Below are 21,533 nucleotides of genomic sequence, written 5' to 3' on the forward strand. Positions count from 1 at the left end.
ACGGCTACGAGTAGGCGGCGAACGCCTTCGTGAACGCCAGCGGCTGCTGGAGGATCGAACTGCACGTCGCGTCGGCGGAGTTCTGCGCCCCGCCCGGGCACTGCTTGTCGCGGGTCGAGGACCACATGGCCAGCCACCCGATCCCCTTCGACTTCGCGAAGTCGACCAGTTGCGTCGCGTCGTCGACCGTGAAGATCTCGGTCGTGACGTCGTTGACCCCGATCATCGGGGTGACCGCGACGGTCTTCCACGCGGCGGCGTCGGAGAGACCGAGGACGCCCTTGATCTGGGCCTGGGTGGCGGTGGCCGCCTGGATCGCGTAGGTGCCCATGTCGCCGCTGTAGGCCGGCCCGTAGTCCATCGCCATGATGTTGACCGCGTCGATCCGCACGCCGTTCCTCCTGGCGTCGGCGAGCAGATCGACCCCCGGCTGGGTGAGCCCCTCGGGCATGACGGGCAGGGTGAACGAGACGTCCAGCCCCGGATGCTTCTTCTGGAGCTGGGCGATGGCCAGCGAACGGCGGGTGTTGGCGGCCGCGTCGGGCAGCGCGGCGCCCTCGATGTCGAAGTCGACCTTGGTGAGCCCGTACCGTTCGACGACCTTGCCGTACGCGGCGGCGAGTTCGCCGGAGGTGGCGCAGTTGAGGGCGAGCTCATGGCCGGCCGCGCCGCCGAAGGAGACCCGGACGTCGCCGCCCTTGGCACGCAGCGCGGAGATCTGGGCGGCGACCCTGTCGTTCGCGAGGTCGGTGACGCCGCCCCACAGCGGGGCGCAGCCGCCGCCGGAGGTGACGAAGGCGAGCGTGAAGTCCTTCACCCCGGTCCTGGCCGCGGTGTCGAGCATGTCGTACGCCGGGTACAGGGACGTGTCGATGTACGGGGCGAACCTCCCGGCGCCGTCGGCGGACGGGGGCGTGGCGGTGACGGTGGCCGTCGGTGGGGCGGTGGGCGACTGCGTGGCCGTGGCGGTGGGGGCCGGGGGCTTCGTGGTAGCGCTCGCCGTGGGGGACGGCGCGGGCTGCTCGGTCGGGCGTCCGCTGGGCCTCGGCGTGGCGCCGCCGTCGGGGGAACAGGCCACCTCGTCGATGAGGCAGCCGGACGGGTCGCCGGCCGCGCCGCTCGCGGAGGTGACGAAGCCGACGGTGACCGACGCGCCGGGGGCGAGCTCCTTGTTCCAGCTCGCCGGCCTGACGGTGACGTGCCGTCCGCTGAAGGTGTGGTCGCCGTTCCAGAGGGAGCCGATGCGCGTACCGGCGGGCAGGTCGAACTCGAGCGTCCAGCCGGAGCGGGCCTCGCCGCTGTCGTTGGTGATGACGTACTGCCCGGTGTAGCCGCCGTCCCAGGAGCTGGTCCTGGTGTACGCGGCGCCCACCGCGGCCGCCTGCGCCGTCCCGGTGAACGCGAACGCCGCGCCGGCGACGACCGCGGCGGCGGCGACCGCGCCGATCGCCTTCGCTCTGCCGCTCGCCCTGCGCCGGTGCGTGCTGGTGCCCATCGCGTGTGCCTGCCTCTGCGTCGACGGAAGTGGGGGTGCGGCAGCACGCTAGCGACCCCGGAACGGACAAAGCGCCTGATCCGGACGGCGGTCGGGGTTCTTAGGGTGCGCTTAAGGACGGCATCGGGAGCGATTAACCGTGCGCGCCCCGCGGCCTCAGACCTCCGCGCCCCTGCGGCTTCCTGAACCGCCCTTCCTGCGCCGCTTGGTGCGGTGGCCGATCCGGCCCTGCGGGCGCTGCGAGGCACCCCCGAAGCCGATCCAGATGCGGACCTCCGTACCGCCCAGCACGGAGTGCCCGATGCGGACGTCGCCGCCGGTCGACTCGGCGACCCGCCGCACGATGTCCAGGCCGAGCCCCGTCGAACCGTCCCTGGCACCGCTGTTGCCGCGGGTCAGGGCCGCCTCCGGGTCGGCGATGCCGGGGCCGGCGTCCGAGACGAGCACGATCACGGCGTCGTCGCCGTTGTGCACGTCGACGGAGAAGGCGGTGCCCTCCGGCGTGTGGCGGAAGACGTTGCCCAGCAGCGCGTCCAGGGCGGCGGCGAGTTCGGGCCTCGCCACGGGGATGCGCACCGGGCGGTCCACGCCCGCGAGGCGCACCTTGCGCCCCTCGTCCTCGGCGAGCGCCGACCAGAACTCCATCCGCTCCCGGACGACTTCGGAGACGTCGCAGCCCGCGCCCGGCCCGGTGGCCTGGGTCTGGGGCTTGGCCTCCCGCGCCGTACGGATGATCGTGTCGACCTCGCGCTCCAGTTGCTCGACGGCGGCCCTGGTCTGGTCGGCCGCCGGGCCGGTGCCCAGCGAGGCCGCGTTGAGCCGGAGCACGGTCAGCGGGGTGCGCAGCCGGTGCGACAGGTCGGCGGCCAGCTCGCGCTCATTGGCGAGCAGCTGGACGACCTGGTCGGCCATGGAGTTGAAGGCGACGGCCGCGGACCGCAGTTCGGTGGGCCCCTCCTCCGGCACCCTGGCCCCCAGCTGTCCTTCGCCGAGGTCGTGCGCGGCGCCCGCCAGCCGCTGGGCGGGCCGCACCATCCGTACACCGAGCCGGTCGGCGACGGCGACGGAGCCGACGACCAGCGCGACGCCGACGCCCGCGAGCACCAGCCAGGCGGTGGTCACACCGTTGCTGACCTCGCCCTCGGGGACGTACACCTCGACGATCGCGATCTTCCCCGAGCTGAGCGCGGTGGGCTGCAGCAGCGCGGAGCCGTCCGTGACCTCCGTGATGGACGCGCGTCCGATCCGCTGGGTGGTGGCGAGGTCCCTGACGGTGGCCCGCCGGATGCCGATCTCCAGATCCTGGCCCCCGGTCTCCCCCGAGGCGGGGACGTGCACGGCCATCCGCCCCGCCGCCCCGGCCTGGGTGGAAGCGACGGCCCGCTCCAGCTGCCGCCGGTCGGTGGTGATGGACAGCGTCGGGCCGATCGCGGCGGCCTGCCGCTCGGCGTTGGAGAAGGCCCGGTCCCTGGCCATCTCCTGGACGACGAGCCCGAGCGGTACGGCGAAGGCGAGCACGACCATCGTGGTGACGGCCAGGGACACCCTGACCAGGGCCCATCTCATCGCGGCGGCTCCAGTTTCACCCCGACGCCGCGGAGGGTGTGCAGATAGCGGGGGCGCGCGGCGGTCTCCCCCAACTTCCGTCGCAGCCAGGACAGGTGCACGTCGATGGTCTGGTCGTCCCCGTAGGACTGCTGCCACACCTCGGCGAGCAGTTCCCTGCGGGGGACGACGACACCCGGACGCCCGGCCAGGAAGGCGAGCAGGTCGAACTCGCGCCGGGTCAGATCGAGTCGGCTGCCGTCCAGTTCCGCCTGCCGGCGCAGCGGATCGATGGACAGTCCGCCGACCTGGATGACCCTGCTGGGCGGAGCCTCGCCGGCGGCGGCGCGCGACCGGCGCAGCACGGCCGACATCCGCGCCGACAGGTGCTCCACCGAGAACGGCTTGGTGAGGTAGTCGTCCGCGCCGTCGTTGAGGAGCCGCACGATCTCCGTCTCGTCGTCCCGCGCGGTCGCGATGATCACGGGTACGTCGGTGATTCCGCGCAGCATCTTCAGCGCCTCGGCCCCGTCGAGATCCGGCAGTCCGAGGTCGAGAATGACGACGTCGAACCGGAAATGGGCCACTTCGCGCAGCGCCTCCAGGGCCGTCCCGACGCTCCTGACGGTGTGGGAGGCCTCGGTCAAGTGCCTGATGAGGGCGGAGCGCACGAACTGGTCGTCCTCGACCACGAGCACACTTGCCATGGGCGGCACCGTACGCCATCCGGAGTAACGGAGTCCCCCTGGGACAGGGACGACGGACGTGGTGCAAGATGGCCCGGATGCGGAGAGGACTCGTACACGCCATGGCGTGGTCGCTCGCCACGGGCGCGGCGGTCACACTCTCGTGGTGGGGTGTGCACACGGTGATGGCGGGCACGGCGTACGACAGGCCGCGCGCCCTGCCCATCACGGCCGACGCCCGCACCCCGCAGGTGTCCGCCCCCCGGTCGTCCTCGACGCCCGGCCCCGGCACGCCGAGTCCGGCGCCGTCGTCCGAGGAGCCGGAGGACGGCGGCGGCCCCCCGGCCGCGACCCCGCCGGCCGGGAAGCCGGCGGCGCCCCCCAGCAGGAGCAAGAGCCCCTGGTCGCCGCCGCCTTCGGGCAATGTGAAGAGCTACACGGTCGAGGGCGGACGGGTCGCGTTCGACATCGGGCCCGGTTCGGCCGAGCTGGTCTCGGCGACTCCTTCGGGCAGTTGGACGATGCAGATCTGGAAGCAGCCGACCTACATCCGGGTGACGTTCTCGCAGAACGGCCGGGAGATCGACGTCTTCTGCACCTGGCACGACACCGCGCCGCGCGTCGAGATCGAGGAACGCTGAGCCCTCCGCGCCGAAGCCGTGCCGGGGCTCGGCGCCCGTGTGCCGGGCCTCAGCGGAAGACGGAGGACGGCGGCACCGGCGAGGGTTTGGCGGCCGCGTCGGTCACGGCGACCGCGCCGCCGGTGAAGTCCGTGAGCACCTTGCCGTGTTCGACCCGACCGGCGTGCGGGTCGCTCGCCACCCGTCGGGTCAGTTCGGCGACGGGCAACGGCCGGTCGGAGCCCACGAGTACGGCGTTCCCGAAGCGGCGGCCGCGCAGCACGGTCGGGTCGGCGGCGAGGGCGAGCTCGGGGAAGACGGTCGCGGCGGTCGCGATCTGCCCGCGCAGATGGGCGAGCGGCGGGCCGTCCGCGAGGTTGGCGGTGTAGGTCCCGCCGGGCTTCAGCACCCGCCGCACCTCCGCGAGGAATTCGGTGCTGGTGAGGTGCGCGGGGGTGCGCGCGCCGCTGAAGACGTCGGCGATGACGAGGTCGGCCCAGCCGTCGGGAAGTTTCCCGAGTCCGGCCCGGGCGTCGACGGAACGGACCCGTATCCGGGCGCCCGGGTCGAGCGGGAGCCGGTCGCGGACGAGCCGGACGAGGCGTCCGTCCACCTCGACGATCTGCTGGGTGGAGCGCGGGCGGGTCGCCGCGAGGTACCGCGCGAGGGTGAATGCGCCACCGCCGAGGTGGACGGCCTGCAGCGGCCGGCCGGCGGGTGCGGCGAGGTCGATGACGTGCCCGAGACGACGCTGGTACTCGAAGGTCAGCAGGCCGGGATCGTCCAGGTCGACGTGGGACTGCGGCGCCCCGTCGATCAGCAGCGTCCAGCCGCGGGGCCGGTCGCGGTCGGGTACCAGCTCGGCGAGCCCGCCGTCCACGGCCTCGACGACCCCTTCCGCCGCCCGGGACCGACCGCGCTGTCTGTTTCTCGCCACACGGCCATTATCGACGGGCGCCGGTGCGGTCGGGTACGCGCGTGGCGACGGGCGCCGGTGCGGTCGGGTACGCGCGTGGCGACGGGCGCCGGTGTGGCCGGTTTCCCGGGGGGACGGCCGCCCGTGCCGGGCGGGATGTGCCGGGACCCACTGCCGCGTCGGGCGAGGTTCGCCCGCCGAGCAGCGGCGTCCGGTGCATGGGGTCTCCCCCGGCCCTCCGGGCCGAGGGGCGCAAGGCTCCGGATCGACCTCGCAGTGGGTCTCCTCGGTGGATTCGGCACCGCCGCGAGTCGCCGTGACGGGCGTCGCGACGGGCGGAACGTTGCCTGATGCGGCACCAGGCCGTGTGGCGAAAGTCCCTCCTGGCCCGCGACGCCCGGCACGCACGCTCGCTGCGTTGTCGGAGTCATCCACGTACGTCCAGTACGAGGACGATCCTCCGTCCTGCGATCGCACGCACCGGACGCCGCAGACCCCGCGCTGCGGGCGGACGGAGCTGCTTCCGCATCACGGCCTGGCCTAGATGCTGTCCGCGGCCTCGATCATGCGGGCCGCCTCGCCCAGGGCCTCGCGGAGCATCACCGGGTCGGTGAGCGGGGCCTGGTCGGTGTCGCCGGGCGGCAGCAGCCAGTCCGAGCCCGCCATCGAGGCCTCCGAGGCCGGGCCCACCGGGGCACCCGCCGAGGCGCCCGGGATCCGGATGCCCCGGCCCGACGTCTCCGTGCACGCGCTGCCGGGCATGTCCCAGCACGCGGCCGTGCCGGACGGCACCAGGAAGCCGAGGGTGTCGCAGCTTCCGTCGTGGAGCACGGGGCCGACGACGGGCGCACCGCCGCGGCGCAGGATGTCCACCGCCTCGAGACCCTGCCTGGCGGGCACGGTCACCAGGTCGCAGGGCTCTTCGGCGCCACCGGGTCCCGGTGCGGCCGGGCCCGGTGCCACGCTGTACTCCTGGGTGGGCAGGTGCTGGGCACTCGTCCGTGAGCCGCCGCTGGTATCCACGCCAACCTCCAACAAGGGAACCCTCCTCGCCGAGCAGGGGCACGTACCGCGTCCCCGCACGGTTCAACGCCCGTCGGCGTCAAGGGCTACGGCGGCACGCCGCCGCAAAGGGTGGCAGTTCATGGCAGATCGTGGGTGAGATATCCCGTTTGTAGCCAAACGCTGCGTGGCGGACCCGTCACAGCAGGTACGTTCTTCCTCCGCCGGAGCCAGGCATCTCACATCCGCACGGATCTGGAGGCTCCGGGAGTGGCACAGGAGAGGGCTCGGCCATGGCGTCGTCACGGGCAGTTCCCAACCTCAGGTTCCGGCAGTTGCGCGGACAGCGCTCGCCCGGCGAGTTCGCCGCGCTCGTCCGGCGGGCGGCGCGGGAGATCGGCGAACAGGTGGCCTGTGACGCCCGTTACGTCGGCCGGGTGGAAGCGGGTGAGATCCGCTGTCCCAACTACGCCTACGAACGGGTCTTCCTCCACATGTTCCCGGGCCTGACGCTGGCGGATCTGGGGTTCTCGGACCGCGAGACGGTCCGGGGCCGCGCGGCCCGCGGGCGAACGCCACGGCCCCCGGACCCGTACTACAGCGGCAACGGCACCAACAGCAAAGACCGCAGCAACAGCACCAACCGCACCAACAGCACCTACAGCAACGAGGAGAGCGACGTGCTGCGTCGCGCGTTCATGACCGGCGGCACCGTCACCGTGGCGGCCGCGTCCCTGGGGTTCGGCCCCCTGCCCGGCACCGAGGCCCTGCGTTCCGACCTGCCCCGGCAGCGGGTCGGCGCGTCCGAGGTGAGTGCCGTCGAGGCCGCGGTGCGGCAGATCCGGCTGCTCGACGACCGCCACGGCGCGGACGGGCTCTACAGACGGGCCGCGCAGCCGCTGCGCGCCGCCTACGCGCTGCTCGACGCCGGTGCCACCACGCGCGGCTCGACGGCGGACCGGCTGGCCGCGGGCGCGGGCGAACTCGCCATCTCCGTCGGCTGGCTGGCCCACGACTCGGGCCGGCTGGAGGACGCCCGCTCCCACTACGCGGAGGCGCTGGCGACCGCACGCGTCGCCGGCGACACGGCGCTGGAGGCGCACGCCTTCTGCAACACCTCGTTCCTCGCCCGGGACGCCGGCCGGCACCGGGAGGCGGTGCGCGCCGCCCAGGCGGGGCAGCGGGCGGCGGGACAGCTCGGTTCGGACCGGCTGCTGGCACTGCTCACCCTGCGCGAGGCGGGCGCCTGGGCCGGGCTCGGCGACCGTCCCGGCTGCGAGCGCGCGCTGTCCCGCGCCCAGACGCTCTTCGGCCGCGGCCCCTCGGACACGGACCCGGAGTGGATGTCGTTCTTCGGCGAACCGGAGCTCCAGGCCCTGGAGGCCCAGTGCTGGTCGGCGCTCGGCGACTGGCCCCGCGCCGCCCGTCACGCGCACCGGGCGGCGGCGCTGCAGGACCCGCACTTCGCCCGGAACCTCGCCCTCTACCGGGCCCAGCTCGCCGCGGACCTCGCCCGTGCCGACGCGCCCGCCGAGGCGGCCGCGGTCGGCGAGCAGGTGCTCGACGCCCTGGAGGGCGACGTCGAGTCCACCCGCATCCGGGCGATGCTCGCCGACACGGCCCGCGTTCTCGGGTCGCGCCGGGGCACGCCCGGGGTGGCGTCGTTCCTCGACCGCCATGCGGCGACCGCGACCGCGGCGGCCCGGGTCTGAGCGGGCCTCAGGTACCGAGGTGGCCCGTGTCGTTCCAGCGGTCGACCGCCGGGGCGCCGTAGGCCCAGCCGAGCACCGAGAGACTGGCGGGGCTCAGCTTGACGCGGGCGGCGAAGGACACGTCCTCGCCGAGCCAGCGGGCGCACAGGACGCGCAGGATGTGCCCGTGCGCGAACGCCAGCACGTCGCGGTCGGCCGAACGCACGTTCTCGATGATCCCGTCGGCGCGGTCGGAGAGCTCCGCCAGGGTCTCCCCCCGTGAGGCCGCGCCCGGTACCCCGACGGGAACGCCGTCCCGCCAGATGAACCAGTCGGGGTCCGTCTCCTGGATCTCCGCCTGCGTCCTGCCCTCGTACGCGCCGTAGTCCCACTCCATCAGCGCGTCCCAGTCCTGGGCCCGGTCCCCGAATCCGGCGAGGTCGCAGGTCTCGCGGGCGCGGGAGAGCGGGCTCGTGCGGACCTCGACGTCCGGGAGGCCGCCCCAGGGGGATCTGTGCAGGCGCTCCCCCAGGAGCTTCGCCGAGCGGCGGCCCTCGTCGAGGAGCGGGATGTCGGTGCGGCCGGTGTGCCGGCCGAGCAGGGACCATTCGGTCTGGCCGTGCCGGGCCAGGAATATGCGCGGTGCCATGGGTCCATCATCACCGGCGGTCCCGGCGGGCGCCCGGCGATGACGCGGCGAACGACGGAAGGACGGGTTCCTGTACGGCGTACGTCGACGGTCGCCACAGCCGTGTCGCCCTGCAGCCGCAGCTCACCGGACGGGCGGGGCGGACCGCCGACCGGGCCCCGGACGGGGTCCGGCCCGGGGCGGACCGCGGGTCGCGGGGGCAGGTCGCGGGGCGGGGCGCGGAGGACACTGCGGAAGACGCCGCCGCACCGGTCACGACCGGTGGGCGACTGCGGGCCGAGGCGCGCGAGACGTCGCGGCGGGGTCGCGCGAATGGCGTGCGGAACGGAGTGCGGGAGGGCGCGCGGGCTGCCGGGTCAGGAGACCGCTCCCCCGTTGTCGGTGGCGGATGCGAGACTTCCGCGGGTGAGCACATCCCTCGACAGCGGACCTCTCCCCCAGGCGCCCGCGACAGCGCTCCGGCAGCGGCTGGCCGAGCTGCGCGGGCCGTCCACCGCGCCGCATCCGCTCGACGCCCGGGCGCTGGCGGCCCTCGCCGCGAACCCCGGGTGCAAGCGGCGTGCGCTGCTGGACGGCGCGGGGGTGGACAAGGCGGCGCTCGCCCGGGCGCTGGGCTCGCCCGCCACCTTCGGCCAGTCCCAGTTCGCCTTCATGCGGGGCAACGCGTTCGAGGCGAGAGTCAAGGCAGACGGCGGCACGGAACTGCTGAGACTGCTCGGGGTGGCCGACCCGCACGGGGCGCACGTCCCCGATCTGGCCGCGGCCGGCCCGGAGGGGCGCGCGGCGCGCACCGCGCTGGCCCTGCGCGAGGCCACGGGGGCGGGGGCATGGACGCTGCTCGACCACCCCATGCTGGCGCTGGAGGTCGCGGGCTCGCCGGCGTACCTCGAGCCGGACGCCGTCGTCGTGCACCCCGACGGCCGGTGGACGGTCGTCGAAATCAAGTCCTTCCCGATGGTCGACAGCTCCGCCGATCCGTCGAAGGTCGGCGCGGCGGCCCGCCAGGCCGCGGTGTACGTCCTGGCGCTGGAGCGGGTCGCGGCGCTGACGAAGGACGCGTCCGTGGACCACTCCGTCCTCCTGGTCTGCCCGAAGGACTTCTCCAACCTGCCGACCGCGTCGGCCGTCGACGTGCGCAAACAGCTCTCCGTCACCCGGCGGCAGCTGGCGCGGCTGACCCGGGTCGAGGAGATCGCCTCGGCGCTGCCGGACGGCGTCAGCTTCGACGTGGAGTCCTGCTCGTCCGCCCAACTGGCGTCGGCCGTCGAGTCGGTCCCCTCCGCCTACGCCCCCGAATGCCTGTCCGCCTGCGAGCTCGCCTTCCACTGCCGCGAGCGGGCCCGGTCCGCCGGCGCGGTCGAGTCCCTGGGCCGGGCGGTGCGGGGCGAGCTGGGCGGACTGACCGCGGTCGGCGAGGTCCTCTCGGCGGCCCGCGGCGAGTCGGGCGACCCGGCGGACCCGACGGTCTCCGCGCTGCGCCGCGCCCAGCGCCTCCGCGCGGAGGCGCTGGGCGCGGGCGCGCTCGGCGTGCAGGCGCCGGGTACGGGCGTGCGCGAGGACGCGGTCGCGGGTCGGGGGACGGCATGACGGCCCGCATCGGGGTTCGCGGTCCGCGGAACCGCGGCTGGGAGCCCCGGACCACGACGAGGCGGGGCACCGCCTGCGCGGGCCGGGATGCGAGGCCCGGGTGCGCAGCGGCCGGCTCCCACGCGAGGGGCGCGGCCTCGGTGACGGACGCCGTCCTGAGGGGGCCGGGATGTCGCTGATCAACACGCTCGCCCGGCTTGAGGCGGTCGAGAGCGGGCGGGCGCAGCCGCTCGCCACCGTGCGGCACCGGCATCTCTCGTCGCGCCCACTGGTGTTCGTCCCCCTCACCACGGCCGGTGAGGCCGGCGCCCCGCTCGGGGCGCTCGTGGGCACGGACCGGGACGCGCCGCGTCTGCTGGCCGTCGCCCAGCCGAGGGACCGTGAGCTGCGGTTCGCCTTCCTCGCCGAGCTGGCGGAGACGCTGCTTCCGTACCTCGACGGCTACGCCGACGACGTGGAGCCCGCCGAGCGCAACGAGACGGACCCGGAGACCGGCAAGCGGGTCAAGGTCGAGGTGGAGCTGTGCGCGGACGCGCCCCAGCTCGTCGTGCCCAGCAGGCCCGGCGTCGACTTCGTGCGCCTCCTGGGGCGGTCCATGCGGTTCCGCCGCACCGCCGAGCAGGACCCCGACACGCCCTACCCGGCGCCCCCGCGAGTGCCGTTGCTCGGGCGCTGGCTGACGCACTACGGCGAGCGGGCCCGGGTGCCCGGCTCGTCCCTGCTGCTCGCGATGACGGACGCGCTGGGCCGGCACTGGGCGACCGGGCAGTCCCATCTGGAGGACCAGCACCTGGGCGCGCTGCTCGCCTGGATCGCCCCGCCGGACGGCGGGTCCGGCGCCGAGGCGGCGCTCCGGGCCGAGGTGGAGCGGGACGGCCGGGGCCAGTTGGTGTGCCCGCCGGCCGGGCCCGCGACGGACCCGGCGTTCGACAACAAGCTCCTCGCGCCCGCGATGGAGCGGTACGACCGTGCACGCCAGGCGCTCGCCGCCGCCGAGGACGGCGCCGCTGCCGACGAGCAACTGGCCCGGCTCACCTCGGCCGAGCGGGAGATCCGCGCGCTGCTCGAAGGAGTGCTGCGGCCCACGTGGGACGCCGTGTGGGACGGCATCGGCCTGCTCCGGGCACTCCCGGAGGGCCCGCACGTCGCCGACCGCTGGACCCGCGACCGCTGGTCGTTCACCGCTCACCGCGACCGGGTGCGGGCCGGTGAGCCCCCTCAGCCGCGCCGCGACGACGCGGTGACCGCCGCGCAGAAGCTGGCCGCCCGCGAGACGGCCCAGGCGCAGTTGGAGGCGCAGGAGGCGCTGGACGATCCGCTGGTGCTGGCGGGGCGGCGGCTCGCGGGCGAGGCGTTCGTCGGCGTGATCACCGAGGTGGTCATGGCCTGGTCCGAGTCCAAACGCCCCTCGCCCCGACCGCTGCTGACGGTGCGTTCGGACGACAGCCCCCATCTGGGCGCCGGGGTGAAGGCCTACCGCTCGCTGGACGGAAAGCCGCAGTCCGCCGAGTTCGTGCGGTACGAGGAGGACGGCGCGATCGTCCTGCGGCTGCTGGACAGGATGGGCCGTTCCAGGGACCCGGCGGAGGGGTCCGTGCCGGAAGCGGGCGAGACCGTCGCCTGGACGCTGTTCGAACACGACCAGCGCGGCGGGCCGAAACTGCCCGAGCCGGAGGACACGCCGTGGACGCACGGCGGTCCGCCGCGTACCGACGCCGCCGAGAGCCCCGACGCCGTGACCCCGGAGGACCTGCTGTGACGGGTACCGTGATCCCGCTGTTCGACCCCGGCTCGGAGGCCGCCCGCGCGACCGCGGCCATCCTGGAGGACACCCTCCACGGGGATGCGCGCGGTGTCGTCGTGGACTCCCCTCCGGGCGCCGGGAAGTCGACGCTCGTGGTGCGGGCGGCACGCGAACTCGCTTCGGCCGGGCGCCCGTTGATGGTCGTGGCGCAGACCAACGCCCAGGTCGACGACCTGGTGGTGCGGCTCGCGGAGAAGGAGCCGGAGCTCCCGGTCGGCCGGCTGCACAGCAACGACCCCGACCCGTACGACAGGACGCTCGACGGACTCCCGAACGTACGGAAGTCGGCGAAGGCCGGCGACCTCGCCGGGCTGGACGTGGTGATCTCGACCGCCGCGAAATGGGCGCACGTCAAGGGTGTCGAGCCCTGGCGCCACGCGATCGTGGACGAGGCGTACCAGATGCGCTCGGACGCGCTGCTGGCCGTGGCGGGGCTGTTCGAGAGGGCGCTGTTCGTCGGGGACCCGGGCCAGCTCGACCCGTTCTCCGTGGTCGGGGCCGAGCAGTGGGCCGGGCTGTCGTACGACCCGTCGGCGAGCGCGGTGTCCACGCTGCTCGCCCACAACCCGGAGCTGCCGCAGCACCGGCTGCCCGTGTCCTGGCGGCTGCCGGCCTCGGCCGCGCCCCTGGTCTCGGGGGCGTTCTACCCGTACACGCCCTTCCGCAGCGGTACGGGGGCGGGCGACCGGCGGCTGGCGTTCGGCGTCGCGTCGGACGGCTCGGGCCCCGACCGGGTGCTGGACGAGGCGGCCGAGTCCGGCTGGGGCCTGCTGGAGCTGCCCGCCCGGCACACCCCGCGCACGGATCCGGAGGCGGTACGCGCCGTGGCACTGGTCGTCCGGCGGCTGCTGGACCGCGGAGGCGCGTCGGTCTCGGAGCGCTCCCCGGACCCGGTGCCGCTCACCGCGGACCGCGTCGCCGTGGGCACGGCCCACCGCGACCAGGCCGCCGCGGTGCGGTCGGCGCTCGCGGAGCTGGGCGTGGGGGGTGTGACGGTGGACACGGCCAACCGGCTCCAGGGCCGGGAGTTCGATGTCACCGTCGTGCTCCACCCCCTGTCGGGCCGCCCGGACGCGACGGCCTTCCACCTGGAGACGGGCCGTCTCTGCGTGCTGGCGTCCCGGCACCGTCACGCCTGCATCGTGGTGTGCCGGGCCGGCGTCACCGACCTGCTCGACGAGCATCCGTCGACGGAGCCGGTGCAACTCGGCGTCACGGTGAAGTTCCCGGACGGCTGGGAGGCGAACCACGCGGTGCTCTCGCACCTGGAGGAGCACCGCGTCACCTGGACGCCGTAACGGACCCGGCCCGGTTTCCGGGCCCGGGCCGTCCGTCCCTGCCCTCTTGTGCGGAGCGGGACAATGGGGTGGTCCGGAAGCACGAGAAGGAGATGCGCATGGCGGAGTCGTCGGGGCGGAGCGAGCGGCGGGTACGGCCCTCACCGCTGCTTTTCGAGCCCGCGGAGGTCGCCTCCGACCCGGAGCACTTCTTCGATCTGGAGTCGATCGAGGACCCCCGGGACCTGCTGGCACGGGCGACCGAGCTCACGCAGGCGTTCCAGGCGGCGACGGACCGCGCCCTGGAGTACCAGGCGATCGCCGCCGCGCAGCTCGCCGACCCGCGCCGCTTCGACCGGCTGACGGCGGAGGAGATCGCGCGCCGGGCGGAGTGGAGCGAGGACTATGCGAAGCGCATGATCGACTTCGGCCGTGATCTGCTGCGGGGGCCCGACCCCCGACCGGCGCCCCGGCCGTAGGCCGTGTCCGGCGCCGCTCAAACGGGGGACGGCCCGGCCCTGGAGCGTCACCCGCGCGGCGGACGCCCGGCGCCGCCTCATACGAGGGTCCGGGCCCGCTCATCCGATGCCGTCCGCATATGACTCCGGGGATGCCGGGGGGCAAGATACTCCTCCCCCCGCCCGCTGTCCCCGATTTCGGCAACTGCTGGAAACCGGTCGATGACTCCGCGTACACGTAATCGTCATGAGTACTCGGCCGCGAGACGACATCAGCGCCGCACCGTGCAGTCCCGCCCTTCACGACGAGCGGCGGCGGGACATCTTCGCCTTCCTCAGGGAGGACGGGCGGCACCACACCGCCCAGATCACCGCGCCCGGCGCGGACTGGCTCGCGTCCGCCGGCACGCACCCGCGGTCCTCGCTGGCGCTGTGGGAGTCGCGGCCGTCCGCGCCCTTCGTCGTGTCGTGCGGGAGCGGCGTCTTCGACGTGGTGAACGTGCCCGCGATGTTCGGGCGCCGGATGCTCGACCGGCTGTGGTCGGAGGGCCCCGGGTCGGGGCCGGTCGCACACCACCGCGGCAGGATGCTGCTGTTCGTCGCCCCCGGGACGGCCCAGCGGCTGCCGAGCCTGCTGGAGTGGGAGGAGTGGGGCGGGTCCGTGCCGCCCCTGCTCTGCCACGGCACGGGCGACGCGATCACGGTTCCGCCGCTCGCCCCGGTGCCCGCGGGTGGCACCGGTCCGCGCTGGGTGGTCGCCCCCGACACCCGGCACCCGTGGCTCCCGGGACCGGAAGTGCTGCTCTGGGCCTGTGTGCGGGCGGCCCGTACGACCTCCGCGGCGACGGTGCGTATATCGATTTTTCCTCCCGCCGATCAGGGTGCTAAGGTCTACGACGTCAGCAGGCGCCGCTAGCTCAGTTGGTTAGAGCAGCTGACTCTTAATCAGCGGGTCCGGGGTTCGAGTCCCTGGCGGCGCACAGACGGAAGAAGCCCCTCGCGGAAGCGGGGGGCTTCTTCGTGATGGCGGCCGGTGGTCCGTCCGCCCGCTCAACGCACCGTCGTGATCTTGATCGTCCACGCTCCCGTCCGCGTACGGTCCGCCACCTCGACGCGCACCCGCTCGCCCGGCACGGTGAAGGACTCACCCACGCCGAGCGGGGCGTCCGCCAGCTGCGGGTAGACCGAGCGGTCCCAGCAGGCGCCGCTCCTCGGATGGGTGTCGATCACCTCGACGGGGCCGGCGCCCGAGGCCTCCTCGTTCCGCACCCGGTAGAGCAGGACGCCCTCCCTGCAGGTGTCCCGGTCGTTGCCCGTCGCCCCGCGCGCCTCGATGGCCAGCGCACTGTTCTGCCCGGTCCTGACGACCGCCAGCCTGGTCCCCGCGGGGCGTCCGGGCGTGGGCGCGGCCGCCAGCGGCTCCAGTGTGAGTACGCGGTCGGCGGGGCCGGTGACGCACCGGACCTGGTCCCGGTCCAGCCATCCCAGCTTCCACTTGTGCCAGCCGAGGAACTCCGGCGCGAGGCCGAACTGGCTGCCCATCACGTCCCAGTCCCCCACGTGGGTGTCCCAGTCGCCCTTGCCGTCCGTGGGCCGGTGGTAGAGGTCGGGCAGGTCGAACACGTGCCCGGTCTCGTGCGCCAGGACGTGACGGTCGGGCGGATGGCGCTCGAACACCGTGACGGCCCGTTTCAACTCGGTGCCGTCGGCCTTGGTCGCCTGCTCGAAATTGACCACCTTCGTCGCGTCGGAGTCCACCCCGGGGGCGTCCGGGTCGGCGACCAGGTAGACGACGTCGTAGCGGGAGAAGTCCACGAGCGGGTCCGCGACGGAGACCGCGTCCCTCAGGTACGCGGCGCGCCGTCCGGCGTCCCAGTCCCGCTTTATGCGGTACTCGGTCGACGCCTTCGGCATCCGGATCCACTTGCGCACGGGGTGCGGCCGCAGCAGGAACTTCCCGTACGAGGCGCTGCGGAAGAAGTCGCCGGTCGCGGGGAAGTGGTCGGCGACGAGGTCGTCGGGCCTGGTCAGCGGGGTGGAGTCCGGGAAGGAGAGGAAGACCATGACGGCGTCGACGACGCGGTCGGGCCGCGGGTAGGCGGAGTTCCAGCTGTCCAGTCCGAGCGAGTGGTGGGCCGCGGTCCGGGGCAGGGCGCAGGGGTGCGGGGAGGTGTCGGCCGAGGCGGGACCGGCCGCGAGGGTCGTCGCGGCGAGGGCCACCAGGGAGGTGAACACCGCGGCGCCGGCGCGCAGGGTCGGCCGTTCCACCCCGTCGGGTGGATCCTCGAGCGTCTGCTGACCCTCCACGTGGACCTCCGGCTGCGGAATGCGGGACATCCAACCCAGCTTGTGCGGTTTTATGATGATTCGCACTGTTCCGCTGCACCGGTCGGGTGAGCAGACGACGACACCCCGGTGATACACAGAAAGTCACAACCGATCACGAGAGCCCTGGCCTGGCTCTCACCCGTGCAGAAACGATCGGTCTGGACCTTCCCGTGCTCCTGATCACGGTCCCGAAGCTGGAACGCCCACCCGGCCAGCCTCTATGATCGGCACACTTTCCCGAGTTTCCGGCCCCGGACTGGGCTGAACGACACGACTGCACTGCGGGAGCGAGCGGTGAGCGGACACACGGAAGGACGGGGCCCCGCGACCGTCGCGGCACCCGGAAGCGCCCATCCATCCCTCACGGAGGGTGAGCGCCCGGCGCCCCTCTCCGGTCCGGCGGACGCCGCCCCCGGCCTGCCGGCCGGGGCGCAACTCGCGGACTACCGCGCCGCGTTCAACGCCTCCCAGCTCGCCATGGCCCTCGTCGACCACGAGGGCCTCGTCGTCTCAGCGAACGACGCGCTCGCCGCGCTCCTCGGCGCCGAACCGGACGCCCTCTGCTCCCGGCCCGCCGCCGACCTCGTCGACCTCGCCTCGGACGGCCGCTCCCTGCTGGCCTACGGAGAGGTGCTGAACGGGCGGAGCTCACGGTTCCGGTGCACCCGGCGGCTCAAACACGCGGACGGTCATCCCGTCTGGGCCGAGGTGACGGTCGCTCCCGTGCCGGGCGGCGGGCGGGTACTGCTCTCGGTCACGGACGTCAGCGAGCGTCGCGAACTCCAGGCACGGCTGCGCCACCTCCAGATGCACGACCCGGTGACCCGGCTGCCCAACCGCACCCTGTTCTTCGAGCGGCTCAGCACCGCACTCGACTCCTCGTCGTACGAGCACGGCGGCACGGGCCGGATCGGGCTGTGCTACCTCGACCTCGACGGCTTCAAGGCGGTCAACGACACCCTGGGCCACCGGGTGGGCGACCGGCTGCTCACGGCGGTGGCGGCCCGGCTGACCGAGTGCGCGGACCGGGACGGCCAGTCGCGCGGCGGCGGCCATCTCGTGGCCCGGCTCGGCGGCGACGAGTTCGCCGTCCTGGTGGAGGACTCCACCGGTACGGAGCAGCTCGCCGATCTGGCACGGTCCGTACTGGCCGCGCTCCAGCAGCCGTTCGACCTGTCCGGGCAGCGGCTGTCGGTGTCCGCCTCGATCGGTGTGGTGGAGCGCGCGGCGGACGGCACCACCGCGACCGAGCTGATGCAGGACGCGGACACGACGCTGTACTGGGCGAAGGCCGACGGCAAGGCCCGCTGGACGCTCTTCGACCCGGAGCGCAACGCCCACCGGATGACCCGTCAGGCACTGTCGTCCATGCTCAGACCGGCGGTGGAGCGGGGGGAGTTCACGCTGGAGTACCAGCCGCTCGTGTGCATGGCGGACGGTGCGGTCCGGGGCGTGGAGGCCCTGGTGCGCTGGCGGCACCCGCAGTTCGGCACGCTCGCGCCGAATCGGTTCATCGGAATCGCCGAGGAGGACGGTTCGATCGTCCAGCTGGGCCGCTGGATCCTCCGCACCGCGTGCAGGCAGGCCCGTGCGTGGGAGCTCGAACACCCCGCGGACCCCCCGCTCTTCGTGAGCGTCAACGTCGCCGTGCGCCAGCTGTGGGACTCCGACCTTGTCGCCGACGTGGCCGGGATCCTCGAGGAGACGGGTCTCGCGCCGCACCTGCTCCAGCTGGAGCTCACCGAGTCCGCGGTGATGGGCTCGGCGGGGCGTCCGCTGCAGGTGCTCCAGGCGCTGAGCGACATGGGGGTGCGGATCGCGATCGACGACTTCGGGACGGGCTACTCCAACCTGGCCTATCTGAGCCGTCTTCCGGTCTCCGTGCTCAAGCTCGACGGATCGTTCGTGCGCGGCTTCCGCTACGACGACGGCACGCACCCGAACCCCGCCGACGAGACGATCGTCGAGGCGATGGTCGAACTCGCCCACCGGCTCGGCCTCACCGTCACCGCCGAGTGCGTCGAGACCGCGGGCCAGGCGGAACGGCTGCGGCGCATCGGCTGCGACACCGGCCAGGGCTGGCTGTACTCGCGCGCGGTGGCGCCGGACCGGATCGCCGGGATGATCGGCGTCAGTCCGCTCGCGGTCTGATCCGAAGGACAGGACCCGTCGGCACGGCCCGGCATGGAAACCGCCCCCGGCCGGACCGTGACGGCCCGGGCGGGGGCGGTGCTCTGGAGGGTGGTGCTCAGGGGGTGGTGCTCGGAGAGGCGTGCTCCGCGAGCGGGCCCCCGGGCGCATCAGCAGGCGCCGAGGTCCTGCCAGACGCCCCATTCGCCGGTGGTGCCGGGCTCCTCGCCCTGGGTCCACCACTTGGCCCGCCAGGTGCGGCCGTTGTGGGAGACCTGGTTGTCGGCGGTGTAGGTGGAGGTCCGGTTCCAGGCCGCCGCGGTGCATCCGGCAGGCGGTTCGGTCGGGGTGGGCGTCGGCGTCGGGGTCGGGGTCGGCGTGGGGTCGGTGGGGGTCGGGGTCGGGTCCACCGGGGAGGAGCCGACGGCCGCGACGACCTCGTCGAACAGGGTCGTGCCCGCGTCCAGGCCGAGCAGGGAGTACATCATCGCGCCGGCGAGACCGCGGCTGTGCGCGTAGTCGGCGCGGGCCTGGATCGCCCGCTTGTCCAGACCGGTGAAGAACTCGCCGTCCTTGTGGAAGTACGCGGCCTTCGCCTCGTCGTCCCAGAAGGTCGTCGCCGGGTTGTCGACGATGCCGCCGAGCTCCTTGTAGTGCGCGATGCCCGCCTGCCGGCTGACGGGACGGGCCGCCGAGGCGCCGGTCGCCGGCTGGGCCAGGCCGTTCCTCGCGCCCGCGGGGACGCCCTTCCAGCCGCGGTAGTAGAACTCGTACCCGAGCGTGAGCTTGTTCGCGGGGAAGCCGCCCGCGATCCCGTAGGCCGCGTCGCCGTCGAGCCAGGCGTCGACGGCGTTGTCGATCGAGTACTTCTCGGTGCCGGGGGCGATCGGGTCCGTCGGGTCGCCGGCGCCCGAGTGCAGCGGGGACTGGTGGTAGGTCGGCCCGTCGCCGTCCCAGGCGCCGTGCATGTCGTAGGTCATGACGTTCGCGTAGTCGAGGTACGCGCCGATCTTGTCCGTCTCGATGTGCCGGATCTTGTCCTGGCCGGCCGGGAGCGCGGCCGTGAGCAGGTACTTCTTCCCGCCGTTCGCGGCGCCGTGGGCGTCGAGCTGCTTGCGGAACTCGGCGAGGAGCAGGGTGAAGTTGGCCTTGTCCTCGGGGCCGTAGTGGTTGCCGAGGTGGCCGTCGGGCGAGCCCGGGTACTCCCAGTCGATGTCGATGCCGTCGAAGATCCCGGCCGCGGTGCCGGGGCCGCCGTGGCCGCCCTCGACGGGCAGGTCGCCCTGGATGTACTGCTTGATGCAGGAGGCCACGAGCTTCTTGCGGCTCGCGTCGGTCCTGGCCGCGTCGTGGAAGTACTTGGAGTAGGTCCAGCCGCCCAGCGAGATGTTGATCTTCAGCTTGGGGTACTTGGCCTTCAGTTCCCTGAACTGGTTGAAGACGCCCACGATCGGCTGGTCCCAGGTGTCGGCGACCCCGTCCACGCTGTCGGCCGCGCCGAAGGTGCGCTGGTAGTCGGCGTACGAGTCGCCCGCGCCGTCACCGGCGTTCGGGTCGTCGTCGTCGCCCGCCGCCTTGTTGGCCTGGAAGCAGGTGAGGTCGGTCGGGTGGATGTTGCCGAACGAGTAGTTGATGACGTCCAGCTCGCCCGCGATGCCCCGGGTGTCGAGGTGCTTGGGGTAGAAGGCGTTGCCGTACACGCTCCACTGGTCGTAGTACGCGATCTTCACTCCGCCCGAGGACGGGGCCGCAGCGGCGGCCGGCTGGGCGGAGCCGGGGCCGGCGGCCACGGTGAGCGCCCCGAGGGCGAGTGCCGCGGTGGTGAGCGCGGCGATCAAGGGTCTGCGGGCGTGCACGGACGGCCTCCGAAGGGGGTGTGCGTTACGGGAGTTGGAGAAGTGATAGCCGTCGCGCGAACGCCGCGTCAATGGTCTGAACCACTTTGAGGACTAGACCAATCCAGTCCCGTCTCGCAGCGAAACCCCTTGTCAGATGCGCTACTTGGGCAGAAGCAACCGCTCGCCACCCTCGATGACGAGCGGTTTAAGGCTGCCTTCAGGAAGCCCGGGCAAGGCCGTTCGGGAATGGACCACTCCGCCCCGGCACCCGGGTTTCACGCGGGCAGACCGTACGCGTCCGCGATCAGCTCGTAGGAGCGCAGCCGGGCCCCACCGCCGTGGGCGTTCGCCGTGATCATCAGCTCGTCCGCCCCCGTGCGCTTCTGGAGCTCGTCCAGTCCGGCGCGCACCTCGTCGGGGGTGCCGTGCACGATGTTCCCCAGCCAGCCCTCCACGAACTCCCGCTCCATCGGGGCGAAGTCGTACGCCTCGGCCTCCTCGGGCGTCGGGATCAGCCCCGGCCGGCCCGTGCGCAGCCGCAGCATCGACAGCGCGCCGGTCATCACCTGTCGGCGCGCCTCGCGGGCGTCGTCGGAGGCGAGCGCGGCGACGCCGATCAGCGCGTAGGGGGCGTCCAGGACCGCCGACGGGCGGAAGGAGTCCCGGTAGAGGTCGAGCGCCGGGACGGTGTTCCGCGCCGAGAAGTGGTGGGCGAAGGCGAACGGCAGCCCGAGCACTCCGGCGAGCCGGGCGCTGAAGCCGGAGGAGCCGAGCAGCCAGACGGGGGGCCGGGCGACGGACTGCACCCCGCCGGGTGCGGTGGCCTGCACCGGACCGGGCACCGCGTGGATCCGGGCGTAGGGGTGCCCGTCCGGGAAGTCGTCGTCCAGGAAGCGCGTCAGCTCGGCGAGCTGCTGCGGGAAGTCGTCGGCCCCGCCTCCCCCGGCCTCCGGCATGGAGGACCCCAGCGTGTCGGTGCGGCGCAGCGCGGCGGCGGTGGCTCCGTCGGTGCCCGGCGCCCGGCCGAGGCCGAGGTCGACCCGGCCCGGCGCCAGGGCCTCCAGGGTGCCGAACTGCTCGGCGATCACCAGTGGGGCGTGGTTGGGCAGCATGACGCCGCCGGAGCCGAGGCGGATGCGCTCGGTGTGGGCGGCGAGGTGGGCCAGGATCACGGCCGGGGACGACGAGGCGACACCGGGCATGGAATGGTGCTCGGCGACCCAGTGCCGGTGGTAGCCGCGCCGCTCGGCGAGCCGGGCGAGCTCCACGCCGGTGCGCAGCGCCTGGCCGGCGGTGCTGCCGCTGCCGACGGTGACCAGGTCCAGTACCGACAGCGGCACGGGCGCGGTGCCCTGCGCCGTTCCCCGGATCCCGTCGGCTGCGCCCGCTGCGTCCGGTGTGTCCACGAAGGTGCCTCCTGCGTCGTCGTGCCGATCCCCGGCACCAACAGGAGGCTATCTCCGGTTATTCCCCCCGCCGGGCCGCACAGATCCCCCGGCGGGACCGG

General features: G+C 73.7%; 17 protein-coding genes and 1 tRNA gene. 9 read left to right on the forward strand and 9 right to left on the reverse strand.

What is annotated here, in order from left to right; translation table 11 throughout:
• Positions 1–4 precede the first annotated feature (4 nt).
• The 3 genes from QRN89_RS12535 to QRN89_RS12545 form a co-directional block, all read right to left on the reverse strand.
• Positions 5–1,495, reverse strand: a complete 1,491-nt coding sequence (locus tag QRN89_RS12535; protein WP_290349435.1) for a glycoside hydrolase family 18 protein — start codon at positions 1,493–1,495, stop codon at positions 5–7.
• 156 nt (positions 1,496–1,651) lie between these two features.
• Positions 1,652–3,061 carry a sensor histidine kinase gene (locus QRN89_RS12540; RefSeq protein WP_290349436.1) on the reverse strand — a complete coding sequence of 470 codons (1,410 nt, stop codon included), beginning with the start codon at positions 3,059–3,061 and terminating at the stop codon, positions 1,652–1,654.
• Positions 3,058–3,747, reverse strand: coding sequence for a response regulator transcription factor (locus tag QRN89_RS12545; protein ID WP_290349438.1), 690 nt, complete (start codon positions 3,745–3,747; stop codon positions 3,058–3,060). The genes QRN89_RS12540 and QRN89_RS12545 overlap by 4 nt, the downstream gene beginning before the upstream one ends.
• Before the next feature lie 68 nt (positions 3,748–3,815).
• On the opposite strand from QRN89_RS12545, the gene QRN89_RS12550 reads away from it, so the two are divergent.
• On the forward strand, positions 3,816–4,367 hold the full coding sequence (locus QRN89_RS12550) for a hypothetical protein (RefSeq protein WP_290349439.1): 552 nt from the start codon (positions 3,816–3,818) through the stop codon (positions 4,365–4,367).
• Between the two features lie 49 nt (positions 4,368–4,416).
• Here QRN89_RS12550 and QRN89_RS12555 read toward each other — a convergent pair whose 3' ends face one another.
• Both QRN89_RS12555 and QRN89_RS12560 read right to left on the reverse strand, forming a co-directional pair.
• Positions 4,417–5,283, reverse strand: a complete 867-nt coding sequence (locus tag QRN89_RS12555; protein WP_290349440.1) for a spermidine synthase — start codon at positions 5,281–5,283, stop codon at positions 4,417–4,419.
• Positions 5,284–5,802: 519 nt separating this feature from the next.
• Positions 5,803–6,285, reverse strand: a complete 483-nt coding sequence (locus QRN89_RS12560; protein WP_290349441.1) for a hypothetical protein — start codon at positions 6,283–6,285, stop codon at positions 5,803–5,805.
• 272 nt (positions 6,286–6,557) lie between these two features.
• On the opposite strand from QRN89_RS12560, the gene QRN89_RS12565 reads away from it, so the two are divergent.
• The gene (locus QRN89_RS12565) at positions 6,558–7,976 is read left to right on the forward strand and encodes an NsdA family TPR-like regulatory protein (RefSeq protein WP_290349442.1); all 1,419 of its coding nucleotides are present in this window, start codon (positions 6,558–6,560) and stop codon (positions 7,974–7,976) included.
• A gap of 7 nt (positions 7,977–7,983) precedes the next feature.
• Here the strand turns inward: QRN89_RS12565 and QRN89_RS12570 are convergent, their stop codons facing one another.
• Entirely contained in the window at positions 7,984–8,604 is a 621-nt protein-coding gene (locus tag QRN89_RS12570; RefSeq protein ID WP_290349443.1) for a histidine phosphatase family protein, read from the reverse strand.
• A 405-nt stretch (positions 8,605–9,009) separates the two neighbouring features.
• Here QRN89_RS12570 and QRN89_RS12575 point away from each other — a divergent pair, with 405 nt between their 5' ends.
• From QRN89_RS12575 to QRN89_RS12600, 6 genes are all read left to right on the forward strand, one after another.
• On the forward strand, positions 9,010–10,191 hold the full coding sequence (locus QRN89_RS12575) for a hypothetical protein (protein ID WP_290349444.1): 1,182 nt from the start codon (positions 9,010–9,012) through the stop codon (positions 10,189–10,191).
• A 169-nt stretch (positions 10,192–10,360) separates the two neighbouring features.
• A complete protein-coding gene (locus tag QRN89_RS12580) occupies positions 10,361–11,950 on the forward strand; it encodes a hypothetical protein (protein ID WP_290349445.1) in 1,590 nt (529 codons plus the stop codon).
• The gene (locus tag QRN89_RS12585; RefSeq protein WP_390701694.1) at positions 11,947–13,293 is read left to right on the forward strand and encodes an AAA family ATPase; all 1,347 of its coding nucleotides are present in this window, start codon (positions 11,947–11,949) and stop codon (positions 13,291–13,293) included. The genes QRN89_RS12580 and QRN89_RS12585 overlap by 4 nt, the downstream gene beginning before the upstream one ends.
• 98 nt (positions 13,294–13,391) lie before the next feature.
• Positions 13,392–13,751 carry a DUF8844 domain-containing protein gene (locus QRN89_RS12590; protein WP_290349446.1) on the forward strand — a complete coding sequence of 120 codons (360 nt, stop codon included), beginning with the start codon at positions 13,392–13,394 and terminating at the stop codon, positions 13,749–13,751.
• A gap of 226 nt (positions 13,752–13,977) precedes the next feature.
• On the forward strand, positions 13,978–14,646 hold the full coding sequence (locus QRN89_RS12595) for a bifunctional DNA primase/polymerase (RefSeq protein ID WP_290349448.1): 669 nt from the start codon (positions 13,978–13,980) through the stop codon (positions 14,644–14,646).
• A tRNA-Lys gene (locus tag QRN89_RS12600) sits at positions 14,637–14,710 on the forward strand. The genes QRN89_RS12595 and QRN89_RS12600 overlap by 10 nt, the downstream gene beginning before the upstream one ends.
• A 70-nt stretch (positions 14,711–14,780) precedes the next feature.
• Here QRN89_RS12600 and QRN89_RS12605 read toward each other — a convergent pair.
• A complete protein-coding gene (locus QRN89_RS12605) occupies positions 14,781–16,067 on the reverse strand; it encodes a M6 family metalloprotease domain-containing protein (RefSeq protein WP_290349449.1) in 1,287 nt (428 codons plus the stop codon).
• A gap of 285 nt (positions 16,068–16,352) precedes the next feature.
• Here QRN89_RS12605 and QRN89_RS12610 point away from each other — a divergent pair, with 285 nt between their 5' ends.
• Positions 16,353–18,209, forward strand: a complete 1,857-nt coding sequence (locus tag QRN89_RS12610) for a putative bifunctional diguanylate cyclase/phosphodiesterase (RefSeq protein WP_290349450.1) — start codon at positions 16,353–16,355, stop codon at positions 18,207–18,209.
• A gap of 149 nt (positions 18,210–18,358) precedes the next feature.
• Here QRN89_RS12610 and QRN89_RS12615 read toward each other — a convergent pair whose 3' ends face one another.
• Positions 18,359–20,044: a glycosyl hydrolase family 18 protein gene (locus QRN89_RS12615; RefSeq protein ID WP_290349451.1), complete on the reverse strand. Its 1,686-nt coding sequence runs from the start codon at positions 20,042–20,044 to the stop codon at positions 18,359–18,361.
• Between the two features lie 257 nt (positions 20,045–20,301).
• Positions 20,302–21,432 carry an LLM class flavin-dependent oxidoreductase gene (locus QRN89_RS12620; protein WP_290349452.1) on the reverse strand — a complete coding sequence of 377 codons (1,131 nt, stop codon included), beginning with the start codon at positions 21,430–21,432 and terminating at the stop codon, positions 20,302–20,304.
• Positions 21,433–21,533 lie beyond the last annotated feature (101 nt).

Source organism: Streptomyces sp. HUAS CB01 (assembly GCF_030406905.1).
In the GTDB taxonomy this organism is placed as follows: Bacteria; Actinomycetota; Actinomycetes; order Streptomycetales; family Streptomycetaceae; genus Streptomyces; species Streptomyces chengbuensis.